Source organism: Mycobacterium europaeum, from assembly GCF_034555895.2.
Lineage (GTDB): Bacteria > Actinomycetota > Actinomycetes > Mycobacteriales > Mycobacteriaceae > Mycobacterium > Mycobacterium europaeum.
In genome coordinates this window covers 3,155,998-3,180,528 of the sequence record NZ_CP157315.1, presented here as the reverse complement: position 1 = coordinate 3,180,528, position 24,531 = coordinate 3,155,998, and the positions used below count along the sequence as shown (strand labels likewise).

Annotated in this window: 21 protein-coding genes and 2 tRNA genes; 15 read left to right on the top strand and 8 right to left on the bottom strand. The window is 67.8% G+C overall.

Annotation, left to right across the window (positions count from 1 at the left end):
- Positions 1–379: 379 nt before the first annotated feature.
- Positions 380–1,321 carry a MinD/ParA family ATP-binding protein gene (locus tag U8D42_RS14355; RefSeq protein ID WP_322859923.1) on the top strand — a complete coding sequence of 314 codons (942 nt, stop codon included), beginning with the start codon at positions 380–382 and terminating at the stop codon, positions 1,319–1,321.
- Between the two features lie 186 nt (positions 1,322–1,507).
- Positions 1,508–3,019: an Asp-tRNA(Asn)/Glu-tRNA(Gln) amidotransferase subunit GatB gene (gene gatB, locus U8D42_RS14350; RefSeq protein ID WP_085241043.1), complete on the top strand. Its 1,512-nt coding sequence runs from the start codon at positions 1,508–1,510 to the stop codon at positions 3,017–3,019.
- Positions 3,020–3,134: 115 nt separating this feature from the next.
- Here gatB and U8D42_RS14345 read toward each other — a convergent pair whose 3' ends face one another.
- Positions 3,135–4,256 (bottom strand): PQQ-dependent sugar dehydrogenase, encoded by a 1,122-nt coding sequence (locus U8D42_RS14345; protein WP_085241041.1) that lies wholly within the window; start codon positions 4,254–4,256, stop codon positions 3,135–3,137.
- Between the two features lie 261 nt (positions 4,257–4,517).
- On the opposite strand from U8D42_RS14345, the gene U8D42_RS14340 reads away from it, so the two are divergent.
- The gene (locus tag U8D42_RS14340; protein ID WP_322859924.1) at positions 4,518–5,378 is read left to right on the top strand and encodes a DoxX family protein; all 861 of its coding nucleotides are present in this window, start codon (positions 4,518–4,520) and stop codon (positions 5,376–5,378) included.
- A gap of 3 nt (positions 5,379–5,381) precedes the next feature.
- Here U8D42_RS14340 and U8D42_RS14335 read toward each other — a convergent pair whose 3' ends face one another.
- Positions 5,382–5,738, bottom strand: coding sequence for a PH domain-containing protein (locus U8D42_RS14335; protein WP_322860174.1), 357 nt, complete (start codon positions 5,736–5,738; stop codon positions 5,382–5,384).
- Between the two features lie 310 nt (positions 5,739–6,048).
- Here U8D42_RS14335 and U8D42_RS14330 point away from each other — a divergent pair, with 310 nt between their 5' ends.
- The 3 genes from U8D42_RS14330 to ilvC are packed head-to-tail and all read left to right on the top strand — an operon-like array spanning position 6,049 to position 9,452.
- A complete protein-coding gene (locus tag U8D42_RS14330; protein ID WP_322859925.1) occupies positions 6,049–7,917 on the top strand; it encodes an acetolactate synthase large subunit in 1,869 nt (622 codons plus the stop codon).
- Entirely contained in the window at positions 7,917–8,417 is a 501-nt protein-coding gene (gene ilvN, locus U8D42_RS14325) for an acetolactate synthase small subunit (protein ID WP_085241033.1), read from the top strand. Before U8D42_RS14330 ends, ilvN begins: the two co-directional genes overlap by 1 nt.
- A gap of 33 nt (positions 8,418–8,450) precedes the next feature.
- Complete coding sequence (ilvC, locus tag U8D42_RS14320; RefSeq protein WP_322860175.1) at positions 8,451–9,452, top strand: ketol-acid reductoisomerase; 1,002 nt, start codon at positions 8,451–8,453, stop codon at positions 9,450–9,452.
- A 65-nt stretch (positions 9,453–9,517) separates the two neighbouring features.
- Here the strand turns inward: ilvC and wrbA are convergent, their stop codons facing one another.
- Positions 9,518–10,120, bottom strand: coding sequence for an NAD(P)H:quinone oxidoreductase (gene wrbA, locus U8D42_RS14315; RefSeq protein WP_322859926.1), 603 nt, complete (start codon positions 10,118–10,120; stop codon positions 9,518–9,520).
- A gap of 109 nt (positions 10,121–10,229) precedes the next feature.
- Between wrbA and serA the strand changes: the two genes are divergently transcribed.
- The gene (gene serA / locus U8D42_RS14310) at positions 10,230–11,816 is read left to right on the top strand and encodes a phosphoglycerate dehydrogenase (protein WP_085241027.1); all 1,587 of its coding nucleotides are present in this window, start codon (positions 10,230–10,232) and stop codon (positions 11,814–11,816) included.
- Complete coding sequence (locus tag U8D42_RS14305) at positions 11,813–12,823, top strand: 3-isopropylmalate dehydrogenase (protein ID WP_322859927.1); 1,011 nt, start codon at positions 11,813–11,815, stop codon at positions 12,821–12,823. The genes serA and U8D42_RS14305 overlap by 4 nt, the downstream gene beginning before the upstream one ends.
- Here U8D42_RS14305 and U8D42_RS14300 read toward each other — a convergent pair.
- Positions 12,723–14,027: an MFS transporter gene (locus tag U8D42_RS14300; RefSeq protein WP_322859928.1), complete on the bottom strand. Its 1,305-nt coding sequence runs from the start codon at positions 14,025–14,027 to the stop codon at positions 12,723–12,725. The two genes, U8D42_RS14305 and U8D42_RS14300, sit on opposite strands and share 101 nt — an antisense overlap.
- A 163-nt stretch (positions 14,028–14,190) precedes the next feature.
- Here U8D42_RS14300 and U8D42_RS14295 point away from each other — a divergent pair, with 163 nt between their 5' ends.
- From U8D42_RS14295 to U8D42_RS14280, 4 genes are all read left to right on the top strand, one after another.
- Entirely contained in the window at positions 14,191–14,988 is a 798-nt protein-coding gene (locus U8D42_RS14295) for a fumarylacetoacetate hydrolase family protein (protein ID WP_322859929.1), read from the top strand.
- Positions 14,985–16,454 carry a glutamate--tRNA ligase gene (gene gltX / locus U8D42_RS14290; protein ID WP_085241019.1) on the top strand — a complete coding sequence of 490 codons (1,470 nt, stop codon included), beginning with the start codon at positions 14,985–14,987 and terminating at the stop codon, positions 16,452–16,454. The genes U8D42_RS14295 and gltX overlap by 4 nt, the downstream gene beginning before the upstream one ends.
- A gap of 146 nt (positions 16,455–16,600) precedes the next feature.
- Positions 16,601–16,672, top strand: a tRNA-Gln gene (locus tag U8D42_RS14285).
- A 72-nt stretch (positions 16,673–16,744) separates the two neighbouring features.
- Positions 16,745–16,817: transfer RNA gene (locus U8D42_RS14280), tRNA-Glu, on the top strand.
- Between the two features lie 7 nt (positions 16,818–16,824).
- Here U8D42_RS14280 and U8D42_RS14275 read toward each other — a convergent pair.
- A complete protein-coding gene (locus U8D42_RS14275) occupies positions 16,825–17,337 on the bottom strand; it encodes a PPOX class F420-dependent oxidoreductase (RefSeq protein ID WP_322859930.1) in 513 nt (170 codons plus the stop codon).
- Positions 17,338–17,488: 151 nt separating this feature from the next.
- Positions 17,489–18,190: an IclR family transcriptional regulator gene (locus U8D42_RS14270; protein WP_322859931.1), complete on the bottom strand. Its 702-nt coding sequence runs from the start codon at positions 18,188–18,190 to the stop codon at positions 17,489–17,491.
- A gap of 87 nt (positions 18,191–18,277) precedes the next feature.
- Between U8D42_RS14270 and leuC the strand changes: the two genes are divergently transcribed.
- The 3 genes from leuC (at position 18,278) to U8D42_RS14255 (ending at position 21,165) form a co-directional block, all read left to right on the top strand.
- The gene (leuC, locus tag U8D42_RS14265) at positions 18,278–19,693 is read left to right on the top strand and encodes a 3-isopropylmalate dehydratase large subunit (RefSeq protein WP_322859932.1); all 1,416 of its coding nucleotides are present in this window, start codon (positions 18,278–18,280) and stop codon (positions 19,691–19,693) included.
- 24 nt (positions 19,694–19,717) lie between these two features.
- Positions 19,718–20,314 carry a 3-isopropylmalate dehydratase small subunit gene (gene leuD / locus U8D42_RS14260; RefSeq protein WP_322860176.1) on the top strand — a complete coding sequence of 199 codons (597 nt, stop codon included), beginning with the start codon at positions 19,718–19,720 and terminating at the stop codon, positions 20,312–20,314.
- A gap of 212 nt (positions 20,315–20,526) precedes the next feature.
- On the top strand, positions 20,527–21,165 hold the full coding sequence (locus U8D42_RS14255; RefSeq protein ID WP_322859933.1) for an HU family DNA-binding protein: 639 nt from the start codon (positions 20,527–20,529) through the stop codon (positions 21,163–21,165).
- A gap of 69 nt (positions 21,166–21,234) precedes the next feature.
- Here the strand turns inward: U8D42_RS14255 and U8D42_RS14250 are convergent, their stop codons facing one another.
- Together U8D42_RS14250 and U8D42_RS14245 are read right to left on the bottom strand one after the other, a co-directional pair.
- The gene (locus U8D42_RS14250; RefSeq protein ID WP_322859934.1) at positions 21,235–22,176 is read right to left on the bottom strand and encodes an NUDIX hydrolase; all 942 of its coding nucleotides are present in this window, start codon (positions 22,174–22,176) and stop codon (positions 21,235–21,237) included.
- A gap of 83 nt (positions 22,177–22,259) precedes the next feature.
- Positions 22,260–24,452 carry an RNA degradosome polyphosphate kinase gene (locus U8D42_RS14245; protein ID WP_322859935.1) on the bottom strand — a complete coding sequence of 731 codons (2,193 nt, stop codon included), beginning with the start codon at positions 24,450–24,452 and terminating at the stop codon, positions 22,260–22,262.
- Positions 24,453–24,531: the final 79 nt, after the last annotated feature.

Genomic DNA, 24,531 nt, shown 5'->3' with positions numbered 1-24,531 from the left:
CGGCGAGTGACCCCGGCCTGACGGTGGCCTGAATTTGCCCGGCGTTGACCTGCTGCGACACCGTCAGCGAAGATTCGTGGTTTCCCGACCGGTTCCCAGCGGTTATACCTGAGATGTGAGCAACCGCGGTTCGAGTCGCGGAGTCGTTCAGCACCCCGCCGGGTCGGCAGGGCCACCGAGCCCGCCGGTGCGTCCGCCGCGTTCCGCCGATCGGAGGATCGACGCCGATCCGGCCGCCGCTACGGTGCCGCAGCCCCCGCGTGCGGACCCATCGGGCCGCAGGCCGCCATTCAGGCCACCGCCGGCCCCGCCCCCTCCTGCGCCCGCCCCGGCATCGCGCGCCCCTTCGCGGCCGCGGCGGGCGCCACTACCGGGCGGGATGGCGCTGGACGGGCTTGACCAGCAGGCGCGGGAAAGCTCCTCGGGCTTCAGCTGGCGGGAAGTGGTCCATCGCGTGATCGGTGTCGACCTCGGCCCCGGCAAAGATGCGCAGTACAAGGACGGGCTGCGCCACCGCATCCGGGCGGCCGTGGGCGGGGCGTTCCCCATCGCCGTGCTCAACCTCAAGGGGGGCGTCGGCAAGACCGCGGTGGTGGAGGCGCTCGGGTCGACGTTCGCCGATGTGCGTCACGACCGGGTCATCGCCGTCGACATCGACGCCGGCGACCTGCCGGAGCGGCATGGCCGCCCCAACTCCGTGGGCATGCCCGAGCTGCTCGCCGAAAAGGCGGTCACGAACTATTCGGACGTCCGGGCGCACACCTACATGAACAGCTTCGGCCTGGAAGTGCTCGGATTGCCCGATTACGCGCACACCGACTGGCGGCTGGAGCGGCACGACGTGGTCAGGGCATTCTCGCTGTTGCGCAACCACTATTCGGTGGTGTTGGTGGACTGCGCCAAGGCGCTCAATTCGGGTGTGATGGAAGCGGTCCTGCCCGAGGTGCGGGCGCTGGTCGTGGTGACCAGCACCTCGATCGACGCGATACGCAAGACCGCGACCACGCTGGATTGGTTGGGCAACAACGGCTATCAATCCTTGGTGCGGTCGACGGTACTTGCGATCAACCACGTCGAGCCGGCCAAGTTGGACCTGCTGGCCGCCAGGGAGCTCGAGCGGCTGTCCGCGCGTGTCGCCGCGACGGTGGTGCTGCCGTTCGACCGCCACATCCACGAGGGCAAACAGATCCAGCTGGACCGACTGAGCAAGGAAAGTCGCCGCAGCTACCTCGAGATGGCGGCCGTGCTGGCCGACATGTTCCCGGGCAGGGGAGGGGACCGCAATCGGTTCCCGGTGCCGCGCTCGCCGCACTGGCCTTGAGTTCGCCGGTCCCCAGGCAAGCGGGCGCTTCGCCCGGCTCCGCCGCGCTCGCGGTCACCACTACGCCTGTCGGTGGTGACCCGCTTCGCCCGGCTCCGCCGCGCTCGCGGTCACCACTACGCCTGTTGGTGGTGACCCGCTTCGCCCGGCTCCGCCGCGCTCGCGGTCACCACTACGATCGACGGCATGAGTGTTGCTGCCAGCGCCGATCTCATGGACTACGACGACGTCATCGCGCGCTTCGACCCCGTACTCGGCCTCGAGGTGCACGTCGAGCTGTCGACCGTCACCAAGATGTTCTGCGGCTGCTCCACCGCCTTCGGCGCCGAACCCAACACCCAGGTGTGCCCCGTCTGCCTCGGCTTGCCCGGTTCGCTGCCGGTGCTCAACCGCGCCGCTGTGGAGTCGGCCATCCGGATCGGGCTCGCGCTGAACTGCGAGATCGTGCCGTGGTGCCGCTTCGCCCGGAAGAACTACTTCTACCCGGACATGCCCAAGAACTATCAGATCTCCCAGTACGACGAGCCGATCGCCATCAACGGGTACCTGGACGCCCCGCTGGAAGACGGCAGCACCTGGCGGGTCGAGATCGAGCGCGCGCACATGGAGGAAGACACCGGCAAGCTCACCCATCTGGGCAGCGAGACCGGCCGCATCCACGGCGCGACGACCTCGCTGCTGGACTACAACCGCGCCGGTGTGCCGCTGATCGAAATCGTGACGAAGCCCATCGTGGGCGCCGGCGAACGGGCGCCCCAGATCGCCCGCGCCTACGTCACGGCCTTGCGAGACCTGTTGCGCGCCTTGGGCGTATCCGACGTCCGGATGGACCAGGGCTCGATGCGTTGTGATTCCAACGTGTCGCTGATGGCGAAGGGCGCGTCCGAGTTCGGCACCCGGACCGAGACCAAGAACGTCAACTCGCTGAAGAGCGTCGAGGTCGCCGTGCGCTACGAAATGCAGCGGCAGGCCGCCGTCCTCGCGTCAGGTGGCCGAATCACCCAGGAGACCAGGCACTTCCACGAGGCGGGATACACCAGCCCGGGCCGCGTCAAGGAAACGGCCGAGGACTACCGCTATTTCCCCGAGCCCGACTTGGAGCCCGTCGCGCCCAGCCGGGAACTTGTCGAGCAACTGCGCCAGACCATCCCGGAGCTACCGTGGCTGAGCCGCAAGCGGATTCAGCAGGAGTGGGGCGTTTCCGACGAGGTGATGCGCGATCTGGTCAACGCCGGCGCGGTGGAGCTGGTGATCGAGACCGTCAAGCACGGTGCGGCCAGCGAGCAGGCGCGCGCCTGGTGGGGAAACTTCTTGGTGCAGAAGGCCAACGAGGCCAACGTCGGATTGGACGAACTGGCGATCAGCCCGGCCCAGGTGGCCGCCGTGATCGCCCTCGTGGATGGGGGCAAGCTCTCCAACAAGCTGGCCCGCCAGGTCGTGGAGGGCGTGCTGGCCGGCGAGGGCGAACCCGAGCAGGTGATGACGTCGCGCGGCCTGGAACTGGTGCGCGACGATTCGGTGACCCAGGCCGCGGTCGACGAGGCGCTGGCCGCCAATCCCGATGTGGCAGAGAAGATCCGTGGCGGCAAGGTGGCCGCGGCCGGCGCGATCGTCGGCGCGGTGATGAAGGCCACGCGCGGGCAGGCCGACGCCGCCCGCGTGCGGGAACTGGTGCTGGCCGCCTGCGGACAGAGTTGACGACGCCACGCCGATCGCCCGCGCCACCACCGAGTGTGCGTTTCACGACGCGACGCGCCGCTCACCCGTCGTGAAACGCACACTCGGCCGGGATAATCAGCCCCGCTGATAAGACCTACGTCTTGTCGTCGTTGTTGCGTGGGAAGCCGCCACCCTGGGGGAACAGCGGGAACACCACATCGTCGAGCTTCTCCGCGTCCCCTGCGGTCTTGTTGACCGTTGCCCCCCAGACGTTTCCGTCCGGCGACATCCGCAACGCCCACGCGTGCGCATGGGTGTCCTTGCGCACCACGTCCGGTTCCCCGGTGACCGCACCCGTCGCCGGTGCCAGCCGCACGGCCACCGTCAGTTTGGTGTTGATCAGGTTGACCAGCACGGTCCCGTCCATCGCTGCGCAGCCCGCCACGCCGGGTTTGTCCGGCCACGTCCACACCGTGGAGACCTCGGACGTCTTGGTGATGCGCTGCAACCGATCCGCCGTCGGCGTGCGGTCGGCGACGTAGAGCGACCCGTCCACGGGGTCGATGCACAGGCCGCCGCCGGAGCCGACGCCTGACAGCGCAGTCGTCGGCGGCGCCTGACCGATGGTGGTCGGCTGCTCGATGCGAAGGACCTTGCCCGCCAGCGATTTGGGGTCGGCGGCCGCCGCGGGGTCGCCCGCGTCGCCGGTCATGACCACCAGCGTGGTGGGGCTGGTGAAGATCAGCGCTCCGGTATTACCGGTGGCGCCCTTGGGGATGCCCGTGAGGATGTCTTTGGGGACGTCGCCGTCGGCCACCCGGATCACCCGGTTGTCGGTCGGCGTGCTGATGTAGGCGTACATCAGCCGGTCTTGCGTGTAGGTCGGCGACAGCACGATGTCCATCAGGCCGCCGTCGCCGGACGGGTCGACCGGGATGACGGTCTTCACCTTCGGCTCGGCGCTGACCGAGATCTCCTTGACGGCGCCGGTGGTGCGCTCGGCGACCAGCGCGGTTTTGCTGTCCGGCCCCATGATCAGCCCACTGGTGCTCTCCAGGCAGCCCTGCATCACGCCCGGCGCCGGGCACGCTTTGGGAAATGGCGTGGGCGGCAGCGGCGGCGGAGGGGGAGGCGTCGAGCTGGGTTGGGGCTTGAGTTCCGGGTTGGTGGTGAAGGGCTGCGACTGGGCATCGTTGAACCGTGCGCACCCGCTCGCGAGCAGCACCACCGCGCAGAGCGCGGCAAAGCCGCACCGAACCGAGCGCCGTAGTCGCATGACCGACAGGCTACGGACAGGGCGGCCGCCGCCGCCACACGCCCGCGCCTGGCCGCCTGACGTGACAGGATCGGAACGCTTCCCATGCTCGCCGCGGGCCGCGTCCCGCGGCGCCGGTGCGCCCGTTTCGAACGCCGCGGAGCGGCGCGCGAGGTCATTTCGGGCCGATCCGGGCCGGTTTGGCGGGAAAACCGTCGATTGCCTGGCGAAAGCGCCGCTCAAATCCCCAATTCGGCGCCAAATGCCCTTACCCTGACACGCGTGACCAGTCAAGCGAATGACGGACATTGGCAGCGGCCCGGTGAATCCCCGGCGCCCGCCCCGGGACGCCCCGCGACGGCGCGCGTGGTTGACCCGGAAGACGATCTGACGCCCGTCGGCTACCCCGGCGACTTCAACCCCTCGACCGGAACCACCACCGTCATCCCGTACATGGGCGACCACGCCGCCGTGGGCGGGTCCAGTGCGACCGGTTACCACGTGCTCGACCAGCAGGAGCCCCTGCCCTACGTCCAGCCGCAGTCATCCCGGCACGCGGCCGCCGAGCCCGTCGAGATCGATGCGGACGAACACCACGACCGGCTGCACGAGGTCGGCCGGCGCGGAACCCAGCACCTGGGTTTGCTGGTACTGCGGGTGGGCCTCGGTGTCGTGCTGGCCGCCCACGGGCTGCAGAAGCTCTTCGGTTGGGGGGGCGGCTCAGGGGTGGGCGGGTTCAAGAACTCGCTGTCCGACGTCGGCTACCAGCACGCCGACATCCTCGCCTACGTCAGCACGGGCGGTGAGCTCGTCGCGGGCGTGCTGCTGGTGCTGGGACTGTTCACCCCGGTCGCCGCGGCGGGTGCGCTGGCGTTCCTGATCAACGGCATGCTGGCCACCATCACGGCGCGGCCGCATCCGCACACCTTCACGTATTTCCTGCCGGACGGACACGAATACCAGATCACCCTGATCGTCCTGGCGGTCGCCGTCATCCTGTGCGGGCCGGGCCGCTACGGCCTCGACGCGCGCCGCGGCTGGGCCCACCGGCCCTTCATCGGGTCGTTCGTCGCGCTGCTGGTCGGTATCGCCGCCGGCATCGCGGTGTGGGTCCTGCTCAACGGGGTCAACCCGATCGCCTGACCCTCACGCATAGGGGTTGGGCACGCGCCCCGAGCTGGCTTCGGTCAGCTGCGGCAGCGTCGCGAACGTCACCGCGGGCAGGCGCACGTCCGCGCCGCTCTTGAGGTGCGCGCGGGCCCAGGAACCCCGGTGGAAGCGCAGCCCGTCGATCTCGTCCCATGCCACCGACCGGCTGCCCAGCAGGGTCCGGACGGTGACCCCCCGCTCGTCGGCGACGGTGCGTTGGCGGACGATCAGCGCCGACAGCACCACCGGGATCACCAGCAGCGGCGCCGAGAGCGGCCACAGCATCACCGGTATCAGCAACCCGAGGGTCACGAATCCGACGGCCAGGTGCGCGATCGGGGAGACCTTGATCACGACGGGCGTGTGCGAAGACGAAGCGGTAGCCACCTGACCATCATTTCACCCGTCAGGAGGGCCGGATCTCCGCGCGGGCCGAGGCGGCGGATTTGACTGCTGAGCTGTGCGAAGGCTACCGTCGGACGTTATGGATACCGCCGGACAGCCCGGGATGCTCGTAGTAATTGGTCGGCGCGTTGGTGCCTGACTAGCCTCTCGGCATTTGAAGCTATCCAGACCAACGCGCAACCCTCGTGCAGCAGATGAGCTGTCGGGGGTTTTTTGTTGCCCCCAGCGAGATTCCCAGAGTGAATAAGGACTAAGGACAGTGAGCGCACCCACCAGGCAGCACGGCACACAGCCACAGAGTGCCGCCGACGTCGCCTCCGACGCGACCAAGCCCGCCGGGAAGTCCTCCGCGGCCAAGCCGAAACGTGTTGGGCCCGAGAAACTTACCGGCGCCCAATCGGTGATCCGGTCGCTGGAGGAACTCGACGTCGAGGTGATCTTCGGCATCCCCGGCGGAGCCGTGTTGCCGGTCTACGACCCGCTGTTCGACTCGAAAAAGCTTCGCCACGTGCTGGTCCGCCACGAGCAGGGTGCCGGCCACGCCGCCAGCGGCTACGCCCACGCGACCGGCAAGGTCGGGGTGTGCATGGCGACGTCGGGGCCCGGCGCCACCAATCTGGTCACGCCGTTGGCCGACGCCCAGATGGACTCGGTTCCCGTCGTCGCGATCACCGGACAGGTCGGTCGCACGCTGATCGGCACCGACGCCTTCCAGGAGGCTGACATCTCCGGCATCACGATGCCGATCACCAAGCACAACTTCCTGGTTCGCTCGGGCGACGAGATTCCGCAGGTGCTCGCCGAGGCCTTCCACATCGCCGCCTCGGGGCGTCCCGGTGCGGTGCTCGTCGACATCCCCAAAGACGTGCTGCAGGGCCAGTGCACGTTCAACTGGCCGCCGCGCATGCACCTGCCCGGCTACAAGCCCACCACCAAACCGCACAACCGGCAGATCCGCGAGGCCGCCAGGCTGATCGCGGACGCGCGCAAACCGGTGCTCTACGTCGGCGGCGGCGTCATCCGCGGCGACGCGACCGAGCTACTGCACGAGCTGGCCGAGCTGACCGGCATCCCGGTGGTGACCACCCTGATGGCGCGCGGCGCGTTCCCCGACAGCCACCGCCAGCACCTGGGCATGCCCGGCATGCACGGCACCGTCGCCGCGGTGGCGGCGCTGCAGCGCAGCGACCTGCTGATCGCGCTGGGCACCCGCTTCGACGACCGGGTGACCGGGAAACTGGACACCTTCGCACCGGAGGCCAAGGTCATTCACGCCGACATCGACCCGGCCGAGATCGGCAAGAACCGCCACGCCGACGTGCCGATCGTCGGCGACGTCAAAGCCGTCATCACCGACCTGATCGCGATGCTGCGCCACTACGACATTCCCGGCAATGTCGACATGACCGAATGGTGGAGCTACCTCGACGAGGTCCAGTCCACCTATCCGCTGAGCTATGACCCGCAGAGCGACGGCAGCCTGGGTCCCGAATACGTCATCGAGAAGTTGGGTCAGATCGCCGGTCCGGACGCGGTGTACGTCGCCGGGGTGGGTCAGCACCAGATGTGGGCGGCGCAGTTCGTCTCTTACGAGAACCCGCGCACCTGGATCAACTCCGGCGGGCTGGGCACCATGGGATTCGCCATCCCGGCGGCCATGGGGGCCAAGATGGCTCGCCCGGAGGCGGAGGTGTGGGCCATCGACGGCGACGGCTGCTTCCAGATGACCAACCAGGAGCTGGCCACCTGCGCGATCGAAGGCGTGCCGATCAAGGTGGCGCTGATCAACAACGGCAACCTGGGCATGGTGCGCCAGTGGCAGACGCTGTTCTACGAGGAGCGGTACTCGCAGACGGACCTCGCCACGCATTCGCATCGCATCCCGGACTTCGTGAAGCTGGCGGAGGCGCTGGGGTGTGTCGGATTGCGTTGTGAGCGTGAGGAAGACGTCGAGGACGTGATCAATCAGGCGCGGGCGATCACCGACCGCCCGGTGGTGATCGACTTCATCGTCGGCGCGGACGCGCAGGTGTGGCCGATGGTGGCCGCCGGCACCAGCAACGACGAGATTCAGGCCGCCCGCGGCATTCGCCCGCTGTTCGACGACGAGAGCGAAGGGCACGCCTGATGAACACCCACACGCTGTCGGTGCTGGTGGAGGACAAGCCGGGTGTGCTCGCCCGCGTGGCGGCGCTGTTCTCCCGGCGCGGGTTCAACATCGAGTCGCTGGCCGTCGGTGCCACCGAGCAAAAGGACATGTCGCGGATGACCATCGTGGTCAGCGCCGAGGAGACCCCGCTCGAGCAGATCACCAAGCAGCTCAACAAGCTGATCAACGTCATCAAGATCGTCGAACTGGACGACGGGGCCGCGGTGTCCCGGGAGCTGGCGCTGATCAAGGTGCGCGCAGACGCCGGTAGCCGCAGCCAGGTCATCGAAGCGGTGAACCTGTTCCGCGCCAAGGTGATTGACGTTTCACCCGAGGCGCTCACGATCGAGGCGACGGGTGACCGCGGCAAGATCGAGGCGCTGCTGCGGGTGCTGGAGCCCTTCGGCATCCGCGAGATCGTCCAGTCCGGCGTGGTGTCGTTGTCCCGCGGTCCGCGCGGCATCACCACGGCCAAGTAACACACAAGGAGAGATTCAACAGTGGCACTAGAAATGTTCTACGACGACGACGCAGACCTGACGATCATCCAGGGCCGCAAGGTCGGCGTGATCGGTTACGGCAGCCAGGGTCACGCGCACTCGCTGAGCCTGCGCGACTCGGGTGTGCAGGTGCGCGTCGGTCTGAAGGAGGGTTCGAAGTCCCGGGCCAAGGTCGAAGAGCAGGGTCTGGAGGTCGACACCCCCGCCGAGGTGGCCAAGTGGGCCGACGTGATCATGTTGCTGGCGCCCGACACCGCGCAGGCGGACATCTTCAAGAACGACATCGAGCCCAACCTCAAGCCCGGCGACGCACTGTTCTTCGGGCACGGGCTCAACATCCATTTCGGCCTGATCAAGCCGCCGGCCGATGTCACCGTCGCGATGGTCGCCCCGAAGGGTCCCGGCCACCTGGTGCGCCGCCAGTTCGTCGACGGCAAGGGTGTGCCCTGCCTGATCGCTGTGGACCAGGACCCCACCGGCAAGGGTGAGGCGCTGGCGCTGTCCTATGCCAAGGCCATCGGAGGCACCCGCGCCGGCGTCATCAAGACCACCTTCAAGGACGAGACCGAGACCGACCTGTTCGGTGAGCAGGCCGTGTTGTGCGGCGGCACAGAGGAATTGGTGAAGGCCGGTTTCGACGTGATGGTGGAGGCCGGCTACCCGCCGGAGATGGCGTACTTCGAGGTGCTGCACGAACTCAAGCTGATCGTCGACCTGATGTACGAGGGCGGCATCGCCCGGATGAACTACTCGGTGTCCGACACAGCGGAGTTCGGCGGGTATCTGTCGGGACCGCGCGTCATCGACGCCGGCACCAAAGAGCGGATGCGGGAGATCCTGCGCGACATCCAGAACGGCGAATTCGTCAAGAAGCTGGTCGCCAACGTCGAGGGCGGCAACAAGCAGCTGGAGCAACTGCGCAAGGAGAACGCCGAGCACCCCATCGAGGTGACCGGCAAGAAGCTGCGTGACCTGATGAGCTGGGTCGACCGGCCGATCACCGAGACGGCGTAGCTCGCCGCCGGCCGCCCGCCGCGAGACATAAACCACGGCGACCGTTTACGGCGTGTCGTGTGCGTTTAGGTGTCGCGGAGGCGGCCGGCCGTCAGCACCACGCGGCGGGCCAGGTGATCCAGGGCATTGCCGGTCGCCTCGTCGAACTCGTGGATGTTGTCGTGGGTGGAGACCAGGCTCACCCCGTACGGATTGCCGTCGACGAACTTCAGCGGGTCGGTGTATCCCGGCGGCACGATGATGCCGCCGAAATGCATCAGCGTGATGTAGAGCGACAGCAGCGTGGTCTCCTGGCCGCCGTGCAGGGTGTTGGACGACGTGAACGCCGCGTACACCTTGTCCGCGAGCTTGCCCTCGGCCCACAGCCCGCCCAGCGAGTCGAGGAAGGCGCGCAGTTGCGCGGCGGGGGAGCCGAAGCGAGTCGGTGAACCGAAGATCACCGCGTCGGCCCAGACGATGTCCTCACCCGAGGCCGCCGGAAGGTCCTTGGTCGCTTCGTAATTCGCCGTCCACGCAGGGTTCTGGGCGAACGATTCCGGGTCGCGGGTTTCGGCGACGTGCCGCAGGCGGACCTGCGCGCCCGCGGACTCGGCCGCGGCGGCGACCCGTCGCGCCATCGCGGTGCCATGGCCGGTGGCCGAGTAGTAGATGATCGCGAGTTTGGTCACGAGCGCATCGTATGGCCGCGACGGACCCCGCCCCAAGCACGCGTCGGCGCAGGTTACGGCAGTGGCGAGCCCGTCAATGCCCGCCAAAGCCAGCCGATAGGCTGGCCGGGTGAATCTGCCTGTTGTATTGATCGCCGACAAACTCGCCCAATCGACCGTCGCCGCCCTGGGAGACCAGGTCGAGGTGCGCTGGGTAGACGGGCCCGACCGGGAGAAGCTGCTGGCCGCGGTGCCGGAAGCCGACGCGCTGCTGGTCCGCTCGGCCACCACGGTCGACGCCGAGGTGCTGGCGGCCGCCCCCAAGCTGAAGATCGTCGCCCGTGCCGGGGTCGGGCTGGACAACGTCGACGTGGCGGCCGCGACCGAGCGCGGCGTCCTGGTGGTCAACGCCCCGACCTCCAACATTCACAGCGCCGCCGAGCACGCGCTGGCGCTGCTCCTGGCCGCCGCCCGGCAGATCCCGGCCGCCGATGCCTCGCTGCGCGAGCACACCTGGAAGCGGTCGTCGTTCAATGGCACCGAGGTTTTCGGCAAGACGGTCGGCGTGGTGGGGCTGGGCCGGATCGGGCAGTTGGTCGCGCAGCGGCTGACGGCCTTCGGCACCCATCTCGTCGCCTACGACCCCTACGTCTCGCCGGCCCGGGCCGCGCAGCTGGGCATCGAACTGCTGTCCCTCGACGACCTGCTCGCCCGCGCCGACTTCATCTCGGTGCACCTGCCGAAGACGCCTGAGACGGCGGGCCTGATCGGCAAAGAGGCGCTGGCGAAGACCAAACCGGGCGTCATCATCGTCAACGCCGCCCGCGGCGGCCTGATCGACGAGGCCGCGTTGGCCGAAGCGGTCAGCAGCGGACACGTCCGCGCGGCCGGCATCGACGTCTTCGCGAAGGAGCCGTGCACCGACAGCCCCCTGTTCGAGCTGCCGCAGGTGGTGGCCACACCGCATCTGGGTGCTTCCACCGCCGAGGCGCAGGACCGGGCAGGCACCGACGTCGCGGAGAGCGTGAAACTCGCTCTGGCGGGCGAATTCGTTCCCGACGCGGTCAACGTCGGCGGCGGTGTGGTCAACGAAGAGGTGGCGCCCTGGCTGGACCTGGTGCGCAAGCTCGGGGTGCTGGCGGCGTCGCTGTCCGACGGTCCGCCGGTCTCGGTGTCGGTGCAGGTGCGCGGCGAGCTGGCCTCCGAAGACGTTGAGGTGCTGAAGCTTTCGGCCCTGCGCGGGCTGTTCTCGGCGGTGGTCGAGGGCCCGGTCACTTTCGTCAACGCGCCCGCGCTGGCCGAAGAGCGCGGCGTCACCGCCGAGCTCACCACGGCCTCGGAGAGCCCGAACCACCGCAGCGTCGTCGACGTGCGCGCCGTCACCTCCGACGGCGCCGCCGTCAACGTGGCCGGCACGCTGTCCGGCCCGCAGCTGGCGGAGAAGATCGTGCAGATCAACGGCCGCAACTTCGATCTGCGCGCCCAGGGGACCAACCTGGTGATCAACTACGTCGATGCCCCCGGGGCGCTGGGCAAGATCGGCACCCTGCTCGGTTCGGCGGGCGTGAACATCCATGCCGCCCAGCTCTCCGAGGACGCCGAGGGTCCCGGAGCGACCATCCTGCTGCGGCTGGATCAGGACGTGCCGCGTGAGGTCCGCTCGGCGATCGGTGCCGCGGTGGGCGCCAACAAGCTCGAGGTGGTCGATCTGTCGTGAAACTGGCGGTTATCGGCGGCGACGGTATCGGGCCGGAAGTGACGGCCGAGGCGCTCAAGGTCCTCGATGCGGTGCTGCCCGGCGTGGAGAAGACGGATTACGACCTGGGCGCGCGGCGTTTTCACGCCAGCGGCGAGCTGCTGCCGGAATCGGTGCTCGCCGAACTGCGCCAGCACGACGCCATCCTGCTCGGGGCGATCGGCGACCCGTCGGTGCCCAGCGGTGTGCTCGAGCGGGGTCTGTTGCTGCGCCTGCGTTTTGAGCTGGATCATCACGTCAACCTGCGGCCGGGCCGGCTGTATCCCGGCGTGAGCAGCCCGTTGGCGGGCAACCCGCACATCGATTTCGTGGTGGTCCGCGAGGGCACCGAAGGCCCCTACACCGGTACCGGCGGCGCGATCCGCACCGGGACGCCTCACGAGGTGGCGACCGAGGTGAGCCTGAACACCGCCTTCGGCGTGCGCCGCGTGGTGGCCGACGCCTTCGAGCGCGCCCAGCGCCGGCGCAAACACCTGACGCTGGTGCACAAGACCAACGTGCTGACCTTCGCCGGGAAGTTGTGGTCGCGGATCGTGGCCGAGGTCGGGGCGGACTACCCCGACGTCGAGGTGGCGTACCAGCACGTCGACGCCGCCACCATCTTCATGGTCACCGACCCCGGACGCTTCGACGTGATCGTCACCGACAACCTGTTCGGCGACATCATCACCGACTTGGCGGCGGCGGTGTGCGGCGGAATTGGCTTGGCCGCCAGCGGAAACATCGATGCCACCCGGACCAACCCGTCGATGTTCGAGCCGGTGCACGGCAGCGCGCCCGACATCGCCGGTCAGGGCATCGCCGATCCGACCGCGGCGATCATGTCGGTGGCGCTGCTGCTCGCCCATCTCGGCGAGGACGACGCCGCTAGTCGGGTGGACCGGGCTGTCGAGGCCTATCTGGCGACGCGTGGGAACGAACGGCTCGCCACCAGCGCAGTCGGCGAAAGGATTGCCGCCGGGCTGTAGTTTCCAGGCCCGGCGGCAGCAGCCGCGCCGGCACCAGCGGTACCGCGACCGCCGGGAACAGCCCACAGAGTATCCACGCGTTCGGATATTTCGCGGCGGTGATCAAGGCGCCGAACACCGGCGGCGCGGCGGCCGCCAACACCCGCTGGGTGGTGTTCTGAATGCCCAGCGCCCGCCCGCTCCAGAAGGGGCCGGCGTATTCGGTGATGGCCGTGGCCTCCAAACCGTTGTCGAGCACGGCGATCACCGAGATCGCGACCATCAGGGGCGCCTGGTAACTCGAATTCAGAAAGTCGGCCCAGGCCAGGAGGAAGAGGGTGAGGGCGGCGGCCGCCGCGATGATCCGGACCGGTCGCATTCGAGAGCCGACGCGGTCGGACCAGCGGCCCACCAGGACCCGGCCGATCGCGCCGAGCAACTGCGACAGGGTGACCAGGCTACCGGCCGCCGCCACCGACCAGTGCAGGTTCCTGATCAGCCACACCAGCATGAAGGTGACGGTCACCGTCTGCGGAACCATCAACAGCCCGGCCACCGCGTGAATTCGCCACAGTGCCAACGACCCTCGGTAGGGGCTCGCGAGTTCGGTGTCGCTGGCCTTCTCCCGCGGCTTGCGGGGCGGGTCGATGACGCCGACCGCACTCGCCACCGCTCCCAACGCGCACGCCATGGCCGCGAATTTCAGACCCGCGCTCGGCCCGTGTTCGGCCAGCTCGGGAATCACCAGCGCTCCCAGGGCTATTCCGAGGGGCTGGGCGGTTTGGCGGACACCCATGGCCAGGCCACGTTGCTGCGGAGGGAACCACGCCGACACCAGCCGCCCACCGGCGGTGTTGCAGCTGGCCGCGGCCATGCCCCCGAGAAACAAATAGACGGCCATCAGCATCATCGAATGCGTCGATGCCGCGGCGTATGCCGCCACCGCGGTGAGCGCCAAACCCGCTGCCATGACTTCCCGCTCGCCCACCCGGTCCAGCACGTACCCCCACGGCACCAGCGTGACCACCATGCCCCAGCTGGGCATCGAGGACAACAGACCGGCTTCCCCGAGCGGGATCCCGCGCGCCGCTTGGAGCGAGGGGATCAGGAACGCGACGCCGTTGATGAACAGGAAGGAACTGGCCGTGGCGACCAGCGATACCACCACGATGGACCAGCGCGCGCCCGCACCCAGCTCACGCGCGGTGGCCGGCCCCGTGTGCATTCCTCATGCTCGCACACGCACCGGAAACCGCTGGTAATCCTCGCGCCGCCCTTCCCGTTGCGATGACCGGCCACGGGGGCAGGGCGCCCATCACAAGGTTCGTCGTGACGGCCCGCCGCGCCCGGCCAACGCCGCGATCGCAACCCTCACTAGGCTCAACGAAATGCGCCTTGGTCGAATCGCCAGCCCGGACGGTGTCGCCTTCGTCAGCATCGAGGGCGAACTCGCCGATCCCGCCGCGATGGTCGCCCGCGAGATCGCCGAGCATCCCTTCGGCACGCCGAACTTCACCGGCCGGTCGTGGCCGCTGGCCGATGTGCGGCTGCTGGCTCCGATACTGGCGAGCAAGGTGGTCTGCGTCGGCAAGAACTACACCGATCACATCGCGGAGATGGCCGAACTCACCGGCCCGGCGGCGCCGGATCCGATCATCTTCCTCAAGCCCAACACGGCCATCGTCGGCCCGAACGTGCCGATTCGGCTGCCCGCCAACGCATCACCGGTGCATTTCGAGGGGGAGCTGGCCGCGGTCATCGGGCGGCCCTGCAAGGACGTCACCGCCGCGGAGGCCGCCGGCAGCATCCTCGGTTACACCATCGGCAACGACGTGTCCGCCCGCGACCAACAGAAGTCGGACGGTCAATGGACCCGCGCCAAAGGGCACGACACCTTCTGCCCGGTGGGGCCGTGGATCGTCACCGACATCGACCCGGCGGATCTCGAGATACGAACCGAGGTCAACGGCGAAGTGAAGCAACACAGCCGGACCTCGCTGATGATCCACGACGTCGGCGCCATCGTCGAATGGATCTCGGCCGTGATGACCCTGCTCCCCGGCGACCTCATCCTCACCGGAACGCCCGCAGGAGTCGGCCCGATCGAGCATGGCGACACCGTCTCCATCACCATCGAAGGGATCGGAACCCTCACCAATCCCGTGGTCCGTAAGGGAAAGCCGTGACCGCCGCCACGAAGGTCCGGGTCAGGTTCTGCCCGTCTCCCACGGGCACCCCGCACGTCGGCATGGTCCGCACCGCGCTGTTCAACTGGGCCTACGCCCGGCACACCGGCGGCACCTTCGTCTTCCGCATCGAGGACACCGACGCCGAACGCGACAGCGAGGAAAGCTATCTGGCCCTGCTCGACGCGCTGCGCTGGCTCGGCCTCGACTGGGACGAAGGCCCCGAAGTGGGCGGACCCTACGGCCCCTACCGGCAATCGCAGCGCAAGGAGATCTACCGCGACGTGGTGGCCAAGCTGCTCGAAGCGGGCGAGGCCTACTATGCGTTCTCGACCCCGGAAGAGGTTGAGGCGCGCCACATCGCGGCGGGCCGCAATCCCAAACTGGGGTACGACAACTTCGACCGGCATTTGACCGATGCCCAGCGCGCCGCGTTCCTGGCCGAGGGGCGCAAGCCGGTGGTGCGGCTGCGGATGCCCGACGAGGACCTCGCCTGGGACGACCTGGTGCGCGGAACCACGACCTTCGCCGCGGGCAGCGTGCCGGACTTCGCGCTGACCCGCGCCAACGGAGATCCGTTGTACACCTTGGTCAACCCGTGCGACGACGCGCTGATGAAGATCACCCACGTGCTGCGCGGCGAGGACCTGCTGCCCTCGACGCCGCGCCAGCTCGCGCTGTACCGGTCGCTGATCCGGATCGGCATCGCCGAGCGCGTCCCGGAGTTCGCCCATCTGCCAACGGTATTGGGGGAGGGCACCAAGAAGCTCTCCAAGCGCGACCCGCAGTCGAATCTGTTCGCCCACCGCGACCGGGGGTTCATCCCCGAAGGGTTGCTCAATTATCTGGCGCTGCTGGGTTGGGCCATCGCCGACGACCACGATCTGTTCAGCCTCGACGAGATGGTGGCCGCCTTCGACGTCGTCGACGTCAACTCCAACCCGGCGCGGTTCGACCAGAAGAAGGCCGACGCGCTCAACGCCGAGCACATCCGAATGTTGGAGCCGGCGGACTTCGCGGGCCGGCTGCGCGACTACTTCGACGCCCACGGCCGTCGGCTCGGGTTGGATGACGCCGCGTTCGCCACCGCCGCCGACCTGGTGCAGACCCGCATCGTCGTGCTCGCCGACGCGTGGGACCTGCTGAAGTTCCTCAACGACGACGAATACGCCATCGACCCCAAGGCCGCCGCCAAGGAACTCGGCGCGGACGCGGCCGCGGTACTCGACGCCGCGCTGGCCGCGCTCGAGGGCGCGACGGACTGGACCACGGCCCAGATCGAGTCCGCGCTCAAGGCGGCGCTCATCGAAAAGTTGGGCCTCAAACCACGCAAGGCGTTCGGTCCGATCAGGGTTGCCGCCACGGGAACGACAATCAGCCCGCCGTTGTTCGAATCACTGGAGTTGCTGGGCCGTGACCGCAGCCTGCTGCGGTTGCGCGCCGCGCGGGAATCGGTCGGCGGATAGGCGAGGACCTCGCGTGCGGATTGTGTGCCGAGTCTTTGGTAGTCTGCACTGCGGCTCACAAAGCCGACAACGGCTGGCAGCGGCGGTCTTCCGGGCAGCGTGATATCGCTCCGGATGAGCGTTGACCAGCGGTTTTAGGCAGCCGATGGGGTATGGTGTAATTGGCAACACAGCTGATTCTGGTTCAGCCATTCTAGGTTCGAGTCCTGGTACCCCAGCAAAACCGCACCACCTCAAGCGATTAGGTGGGCTTTCGAGTGTGAGCTATGCTGGCACTCCGGATCGTGTCTGGCCCCGTCGTCTAGCGGCCTAGGACGCCGCCCTCTCACGGCGGTAGCGTGGGTTCGAATCCCATCGGGGCTACAAACAACTACTGACCGGTCCCCAGCACGGCTGGTGCCGTCGACCCCCCCACCGGCATGGCCGGCAATCCGAGTTTGCGATGGTCCCACGAGCGGCTGCGCCGGGCGACGATGCGCACGCAGACGCGCTTGTTCATCATCTGCTCGACGAAGGGTTTCATCTCGTCGCTGTACGGGCCGGTGTAGCGCTCGAACACGCTGACGCCCACCCGGTGCGAGACGTCGGGATCGTCGATGATCTCCGCGACCCCTTCGAACGACACTCCGCGCAACGTGTCGTAGGTGTCGCCGTCCTCGATCAGGAAGCTCACCCGCGGGTCACGTTTGAGGTTGACCGCCTTCTGCGACTTGGCCTTGGTCTCCAGCCAGATCTCGCCGTCGACGACGGCGTACCACATCGCGGTCAGGTGCGGCTGGCCGTCGGGGCCGACGGTGGCCAGCGTGCCGGTCCGGCTCTTCACGACGAAGTCGGCGATCTCGTCCTCGGACATGACGATGCTCGCGCGCTGATTGGTTCCCATGGCGGTCAGTCTGTCAGGCCGCGTCAGGTCGGCTGTGCACTGGTGGCGTTCAGTGTGCGCCGATGGTTTCGAGTGTGCGTGTGCGGCGGGGTTTTGGCGATGCCACCGCCGAAGTTGCACTCGCGACGCCATCGATGCACACTCGGCGGCCCTAGAGCCGGCGGGTGAGCGCTTCGGCCGCGGAAATGAGATCCGCGGCCCAGCGCGCGCCCGGACGCCTGCCGATCCGGTCGACGGGTCCCGACACCGAGATCGCGGCGACGACGGCACCGCGGCCGTCGCGCACGGGAACCGACACGCTCGCCACCCCGGGCTCTCGCTCGGCCACGCTTTGCGCCCAGCCGCGGCGCCGCACTTCGGCCAGGGTGCGCTCGGTGAACTTCGCCGACGGCAGCACCGCCTTTTGCGTGGCAGCGTCACTGTGAGCCAGCAGCACCTTGGCGCCCGAGCCCGCAGTCATCGGCAGGCGCGCCCCGACCGGGACCGTATCGCGAAGGCCGGCAGCGGGTTCCAGGGCCGCCACACAAACCCGTGCGGTGCCCTCGCGGCGGTACAGCTGCACGCTCTCCCCAGTGGTCTCGCGAAGCAGGGGGAGTACCCCCGCGCTGGCGGCCAGCAGCGGGTCGTTGACGTGGGCCGCGAGCTCGGTCACGGCCGGACCGAGTCGCCAGCGCCCCTCGTCGTCACGAGCCACCAGGCGATGGACTTCGAGCGCGGCGGCCAACCGATACGCGGTGGCCCTGGGCAATCCGGTCCGTTCGCACAGTTCGGCCAACCCGCAGGGGGATTGGGCGATCGTGTGCAGGATGCCCACGGCTTTGTCGAGAACGCCGATGCCGCTATGCTGTCTCACAAAGAGATACTAGCGTCTCGCATTCTGAGATCACAGCCCATGGTCGATCGGCGAGCCGCGCGTGAGGCGAATCGAGGCGAATTTCAGATGGGATCCGGCAAGCCGCGCACCCTGGCCGAAAAGGTGTGGGACGACCATGTTGTGGACAGCGGGGGCGGTGACGCTCCCGACCTGATCTATATCGACCTGCATCTGGTGCACGAGGTCACCAGCCCGCAGGCTTTCGACGGACTGCGCCTGGCCGGCCGACCGGTGCGACGGCCCGATCTGACGCTGGCCACCGAGGACCACAACGTGCCCACCATCGACATCGACAAGCCGATCGCCGACCCGGTGTCGCGCACCCAGGTCGAGACGTTGCGCCGGAACTGTGCCGAATTCGGTGTTCGGCTCTACCCGATGGGCGACATCGAGCAGGGCATCGTGCATGTCGTCGGGCCGCAATTGGGCCTCACCCAACCGGGAATGACGATCGTCTGTGGTGATAGTCACACGTCGACGCACGGCGCGTTCGGCGCACTGGCGATGGGCATCGGCACCTCGGAGGTCGAGCATGTGCTGGCCACCCAGACGTTGCCGCTGCGGCCATTCAAGACGATGGCCGTCAATGTCGACGGGGACCTGCCCGCCGGCGTGACGGCCAAGGACGTCATTCTCGCGTTGATCGCCAAGATCGGCACCGGCGGCGGGCAGGGGCACGTCATCGAATACCGCGGCAGCGCCATCGAATCACTGTCGATGGAAGGCCGGATGACGATCTGCAACATGAGCATCGAGGCCGGCGCCCGGGCGGGCATGGTGGCCCCGGACGCGACCACGTACGAATTCCTGCGCGACAAGCCGCACGCGCCGCGGGGTGCGCTGTGGGACGCGGCCATGCGCTATTGGGAACAGCTGCACACCGACCCCGGCGCCGTCTTCGATACCGAGGTCCACCTCGACGCCGCATCGTTGAGCCCGTTCGTGACGTGGGGAACCAATCCCGGGCAGGGCGTGCCGCTGGCCGCGGCCGTACCCGACCCGGAGCTGATGACCGGCGACGCCGAGCGACAGGCCGCCGAGAAAGCGTTGGCTTACATGGACCTTCGGCCGGGCACTCCGATGCGCGACATCGCGGTCGACACCGTGTTCGTGGGCTCGTGTACCAACGGTCGTATCGAAGACCTGCGGGTGGTCGCCGACGTGCTGCGCGGCCGCAAGCTGGCCCCCGGCCTGCGGATGCTCGTGGTGCCGGGGTCCATGCGGGTGCGCGCTCAGGCCGAAGCCGAAGGGCTGGGCGAGGTTTTCACCGCCGCGGGCGCCGAATGGCGGCAGGCGGGCTGCTCGATGTGCCTGGGGATGAATCCGGACCAGCTGGCGCCGGGGGAACGGTGCGCGGCGACCTCCAACCGCAACTTCGAAGGGCGCCAGGGGAAAGGCGGCCGCACGCATTTGGTGTCTCCGGCCGTCGCCGCCGCGACCGCAGTTCGCGGCACATTGTCCTCACCGGCTGATTTGAACTGACGTAATCAAGAAGAACGGATGACCATGGAAGCATTTCACACCCACACCGGTATCGGGGTGCCGTTGCGGCGGTCCAATGTCGACACCGATCAGATCATTCCCGCGGTGTATTTGAAGCGGGTCACCCGAACCGGTTTCGAGGACGGGCTGTTCGCCAGCTGGCGCTCGGATCCCTCATTCATCCTCAACCTCAGCCCCTTTGACCGGGGGTCGGTCCTGGTCGCCGGGCCCGATTTCGGCACCGGCTCGTCGCGTGAGCACGCCGTGTGGGCGCTGATGGACTACGGATTCCGGGTGGTCATCTCGTCTCGATTCGGTGACATCTTCCGGGGCAACGCCGGCAAGGCGGGGCTCCTGGCGGCAGAAGTCTCTCAAGACGGCGTGGAACTGCTTTGGAAGCTCATCGAGCAGAGCCCGGGACTGGAAATCACTGCCAATCTTCAAGATCGAAATATCGCCGCGGGAACGACGGTGTTGCCGTTCAAGATTGACGACCACACGGCCTGGCGGCTCCTTGAAGGACTCGACGATATAGCCCTTACGCTGCGGAAACTCGAAAAAATCGAGTCTTACGAGGCCGCCTATCCGCAGTGGAAACCGCGCACTCTGCCCGCCTCCTGAACGGTCGAGAAGGCCGGAATTTCTTCTCGCTCACCTAACTAAACCGGGCCGATTTTCGAGTACCGCCACCGGTCAAGGGGGGCAACCGGATTGCGAAACCGCCGATTGTCCGACCCTGAAATTGCGCGTGGCTCTTGGAAATTTGCTGGGTGAGGGTTTACCGTGTGCTCAGTCGGTTCAAATCGAGGACCAACTAGCGTCGGAGGGATTGGATGAATAAGGCAGAGCTCATTGATGTGCTCACACAGAAATTGAACACCGATCGTCGGCAGGCGACCGCCGCCGTCGAGAACGTCGTCGACACCATTGTGCGTGCGGTGCACAAGGGCGACAGCGTCACCATCACGGGGTTCGGTGTGTTCGAGCAGCGGCGCCGCGCGGCCCGGGTGGCCCGCAACCCGCGGACCGGCGAGACGGTGAAGGTGAAGCCGACCTCCGTCCCGGCGTTCCGGCCCGGTGCTCAATTCAAAGCGGTTGTGTCTGGCGCACAGCGTCTCCCGTCGGAAGGACCTGCAGTGAAGCGTGGTGTAGTGGCAACCGGCGCGGCCAAGAAGACCGCGGCGAAGAAGGCTCCAGCCAAGAAGGCCGCAGCGAAGAAGGCTGCGCCCGTCAAGAAGGCTCCGGCCAAGAAGGCCGTGACCAAGGCTCCGGCCAAGAAGGCGGCGACGAAGGCTCCGGCCAAGAAGGCCGTGACCAAGGCTCCGGCCAAGAAGGCCGCGACCAAGGCTCCGGTGAAGAAGGTCGCGGCGAAGAAGGTCGCTACCAAGGCTCCCGCCAAGAAGGCCGCGGCAAAGAGGCCGGCCAGCAAGGCTCCGGCCAAGAAGGCCACCGCGCGGCGCGGTCGCCGTTAAGGCAGCAGCCCAACTCTAGACGCGAATACCCTTCGGGTGGCAGCGATGCACCCGAAGGGTATTCGCGTGTTATGCGCGCACGTTGGCGGCCAGCGCGCCGCCGATGTGGTCGGCCGCCACCAGTCGGCCGCCCGACAGTGACAGCACCCAGGCGCTGCCCTTGTGGTTGCGCGCCTTGTCGGGGCTCACCCCGTCCCGTGCGCACCACCAGGCGATCAGGTCCGGGATCACCTTGCCCTGTGTGCAAATGACCGGTGTCCCTTGCTGCTCGGCGATGGCCAGCATCCGGTGGCGGGCGCGTTTGGGGCTCTTGGCGTAGGCCTCCTCGGTGAGGGCGGGCTCATTGTGCACGGGGACGCCCAATTCCGCGGCGAGCGGCTCCACCGTCTGATGGCAACGCAGGCGATCGGCCGCGTACACGTCGGTGGCGCCGAAGGCCAGCAGCTGCGGAACCAGCGCCTCGGCTTGCGCACGTCCCCGCTTGTCCAGCGGTCGCTGCGTGTCGTCGCCTTTGAAACGCGATTTCCGGCCGGCGGTGCCGTGCCGGACCACCAGCACGGTATGCGTGTCAGCGGGATGTTTCATGAAGTGGCGCAGCATTTTTCGATCATGCGAATAGGTGAGCATGTTCAGCGCTTCCGGCACCGGCACCCACACCAATTGGTCGACCTCGTTGCCGGGGGTGAAGTCGCCGCCGGTGCTGCGCGCCGCCCAGTAGTAGACCTTCTTGACGCCGGCCTCGATCGGGTAGCTCACCATGTCCAGCCGCCTGCCCAGCAGCGCGTGCTGGCCCGTCTCCTCGCACACTTCGCGGACCGCGGCGACGGGCGCCGTCTCGCCGGGGTCGACTTTCCCCTTGGGCAGTGACCAGTCGTCGTAGCGGGGGCGATGGATCACCGCGATCTCCAGGCCGGGGTTGGACGAATCGGTCGGCCGCCACAGGACCGCCCCGGCGGCATACACGATGCGGCTTCCCGGACGCCGAGCGGTAGACGAGCTCTTGGTCGGCAACTCAACTCCTGCAGGTCAATTCGGTCGGGTCGCGCGCATGGTGCGGTGCGGCCGGAAACAACCGTAAATCACCACACAGGGGGTTACGGAGTGCGGTGCCGCTCCATCAACGACACTTGGTGGTCGCGCACGCTGTGGCCGTCCTGCGGCGACGCGGTCCATTGCCCGTCGGCTCCCAGCTCCCAGCAGCGGGTGGACGGGTCCAGTGCGGACTCGAACAAGTCGTCCAGGTATGAGGTCAGCCTCGGGTCCTTCACCTGAACGAGCGCCTCGACGCGCCGGTCGAGGTTGCGGTGCATCATGTCCGCGCTGCCGATCCAGAACTCGTTGATGCGGTTGAAATGCATGATGCGGGAATGCTCCAGGAAGCGGCCGAGGATGGACCGGACCGTGATGTTCTCCGAGAACCCTTCCGCGCCGGGGCGCAGCGCGCAGATCCCGCGCACCACCACCTCGACTCGCACATCCGCCCGCGACGCGCGATACAGCGCGTCGATCACCTGCTCGTCGACGAGGGCGTTCATCTTCAGGCGGATCCGGCCGCCGCCGTGTTCGCGGTGGGCGGCGATCTCGCGGTCGACGCGTTCGATGATGCCGGTGCGAATTCCGTGCGGGGCCACCAGAAGGTTGCGGTAGGAGACCTTGCGCGAATAGCCGGTGAGCGAATTGAACAAATCGGTCAGATCCGCGCCGATCTCGGGAGAGGCCGTCAGCAGGCCGACATCTTCGTACAGCCGTGCCGTCTTTCCGTTGTAATTGCCGGTCCCGATGTGGCAATAGCGGCGGATCGCCGAACCCTCGCGCCGGACCACCAGGCAGGTCTTGCAGTGCGTCTTGAGCCCGACATAGCCGTAGACGACGTGCACGCCCGCCTGTTCCAGCTCGCGCGCCCAGCGGATGTTGGCCTGCTCGTCGAAGCGCGCCTTGATTTCTACGAGCGCCACCACCTGCTTGCCGGCCTCGGCGGCGTTGATGAGCGCCCGAACGATGGGCGAGTCACCGGATGTGCGGTACAGCGTCTGCTTGATGGCCAGCACATTGGGGTCGGCGGCGGCCTGCTCGATGAATCGCTGGACGCTGGTGGAGAACGACTCGTACGGATGATGCAGCAGCACATCGCCTTCGCGCAGCGTGGCGAAGATGCTCCGGGGCGTCTCGCGGTCGACGAATGCCGGGCTGGTGGCCGGAACGAACGCCGGGTCCTTGAGCGCCGGCCGGTCGAGGCTGTAGATCTGCCACAGCGACGACAGATCGAGAAGGCCGGGCACCTCGATGACGTCACCCGGGTTCACGTCGAGCTCGCGCAGCAGCAGTTCGAGCATGCTCTCGGTCATGTCGTCGGCGACCTCGAGTCGCACCGGCGATCCGAACCGCCTGCGCGCCAACTCCCGTTCCAGCGCTTGCAGCAGGTCTTCGTCGCGGTCCTCTTCGACCTCGTAGTCCGCATTGCGGGTGATGCGGAAGGCGTGGTGCTGAACGATCTCCATGCCCGGGAACAGCACCGGCAAAAAGGCCGCGATCAGCTCTTCCATTGGCAGGTAGCGGATTATGGGATGCCCGTCGGAGTCGTCGGCGTGCTCGCGCACCGCCAGTTCGACGAAGCGGTCCACGTTGTTGGGCACCTTCACCCGCGCGAAGTGCTGGCTGCCGTCCTCGGGCTGGCGGACCATGACCGCCAGGTTCAGGCTCAGCCCACTGACGAAGGGGAAGGGGTGCGCGGGATCGACGGCGAGCGGCGTGAGCACGGGAAAGACCTGTTCGTGGAAATAGGTCGACAGCTCGTCGCGCTCACCCTGGTCCAAATCGGCCCACGTGACTATATGTATGCCTTCCCCGGCGAGCGCCGGGCGCACCGAATCGAGGAACACCCGCGCGTGCCGGGTGGCGATTCGCTGAGTCTGCTCGCCGATGACCGCGAGTTGCTCGCGCGGCGTCAGCCCGTCGGCCGAACGCACCGACAGTCCCATCTCGTCACGGCGCTTGAGGCCGGCGACGCGCACCATGTAGAACTCGTCGAGGTTGGAGGCGAAGATCGCCAGAAACTTGGCTCGCTCCAACAGCGGCAACGAGGTGTCCGCGGCCAGCGCCAGCACGCGGGCGTTGAAGTCCAGCCAGCTCAGCTCCCGGTTGAGGTAGCGGTCCTCCGGCAGGTCGGGGATCGCTGACGGCGTCGCGGCGGGCGGCGCGGTCACGGCCGAGTCGCCGTGATGCCAGAAGTTCTCGTCGGGGCGCGCCTCAGCTTCGGTTTCAGTCACCCTGCGATCATTGCTCATCACGCGCCCATGCTGCTAGCGCTCGACGGACATCCGTTCGCCGTTGGGGCGACGTTCACCCCCAGGACAGGTGTACCGCGTC

Coding starts and splice junctions, on each gene's coding strand:
- U8D42_RS14355 (WP_322859923.1), top strand. CDS start 380: ATGGCGCTGGACGGGCTTGACCAGCAGGCGCGGGAAAGCTCCTCGGGC.
- gatB (WP_085241043.1), top strand. CDS start 1,508: ATGAGTGTTGCTGCCAGCGCCGATCTCATGGACTACGACGACGTCATC.
- U8D42_RS14345 (WP_085241041.1), bottom strand. CDS start 4,256: ATGCGACTACGGCGCTCGGTTCGGTGCGGCTTTGCCGCGCTCTGCGCG.
- ilvN (WP_085241033.1), top strand. CDS start 7,917: ATGAACACCCACACGCTGTCGGTGCTGGTGGAGGACAAGCCGGGTGTG.
- ilvC (WP_322860175.1), top strand. CDS start 8,451: ATGTTCTACGACGACGACGCAGACCTGACGATCATCCAGGGCCGCAAG.
- U8D42_RS14300 (WP_322859928.1), bottom strand. CDS start 14,027: ATGCACACGGGGCCGGCCACCGCGCGTGAGCTGGGTGCGGGCGCGCGC.
- U8D42_RS14295 (WP_322859929.1), top strand. CDS start 14,191: ATGCGCCTTGGTCGAATCGCCAGCCCGGACGGTGTCGCCTTCGTCAGC.
- U8D42_RS14275 (WP_322859930.1), bottom strand. CDS start 17,337: ATGGGAACCAATCAGCGCGCGAGCATCGTCATGTCCGAGGACGAGATC.
- leuC (WP_322859932.1), top strand. CDS start 18,278: ATGGGATCCGGCAAGCCGCGCACCCTGGCCGAAAAGGTGTGGGACGAC.
- leuD (WP_322860176.1), top strand. CDS start 19,718: ATGGAAGCATTTCACACCCACACCGGTATCGGGGTGCCGTTGCGGCGG.
- U8D42_RS14255 (WP_322859933.1), top strand. CDS start 20,527: ATGAATAAGGCAGAGCTCATTGATGTGCTCACACAGAAATTGAACACC.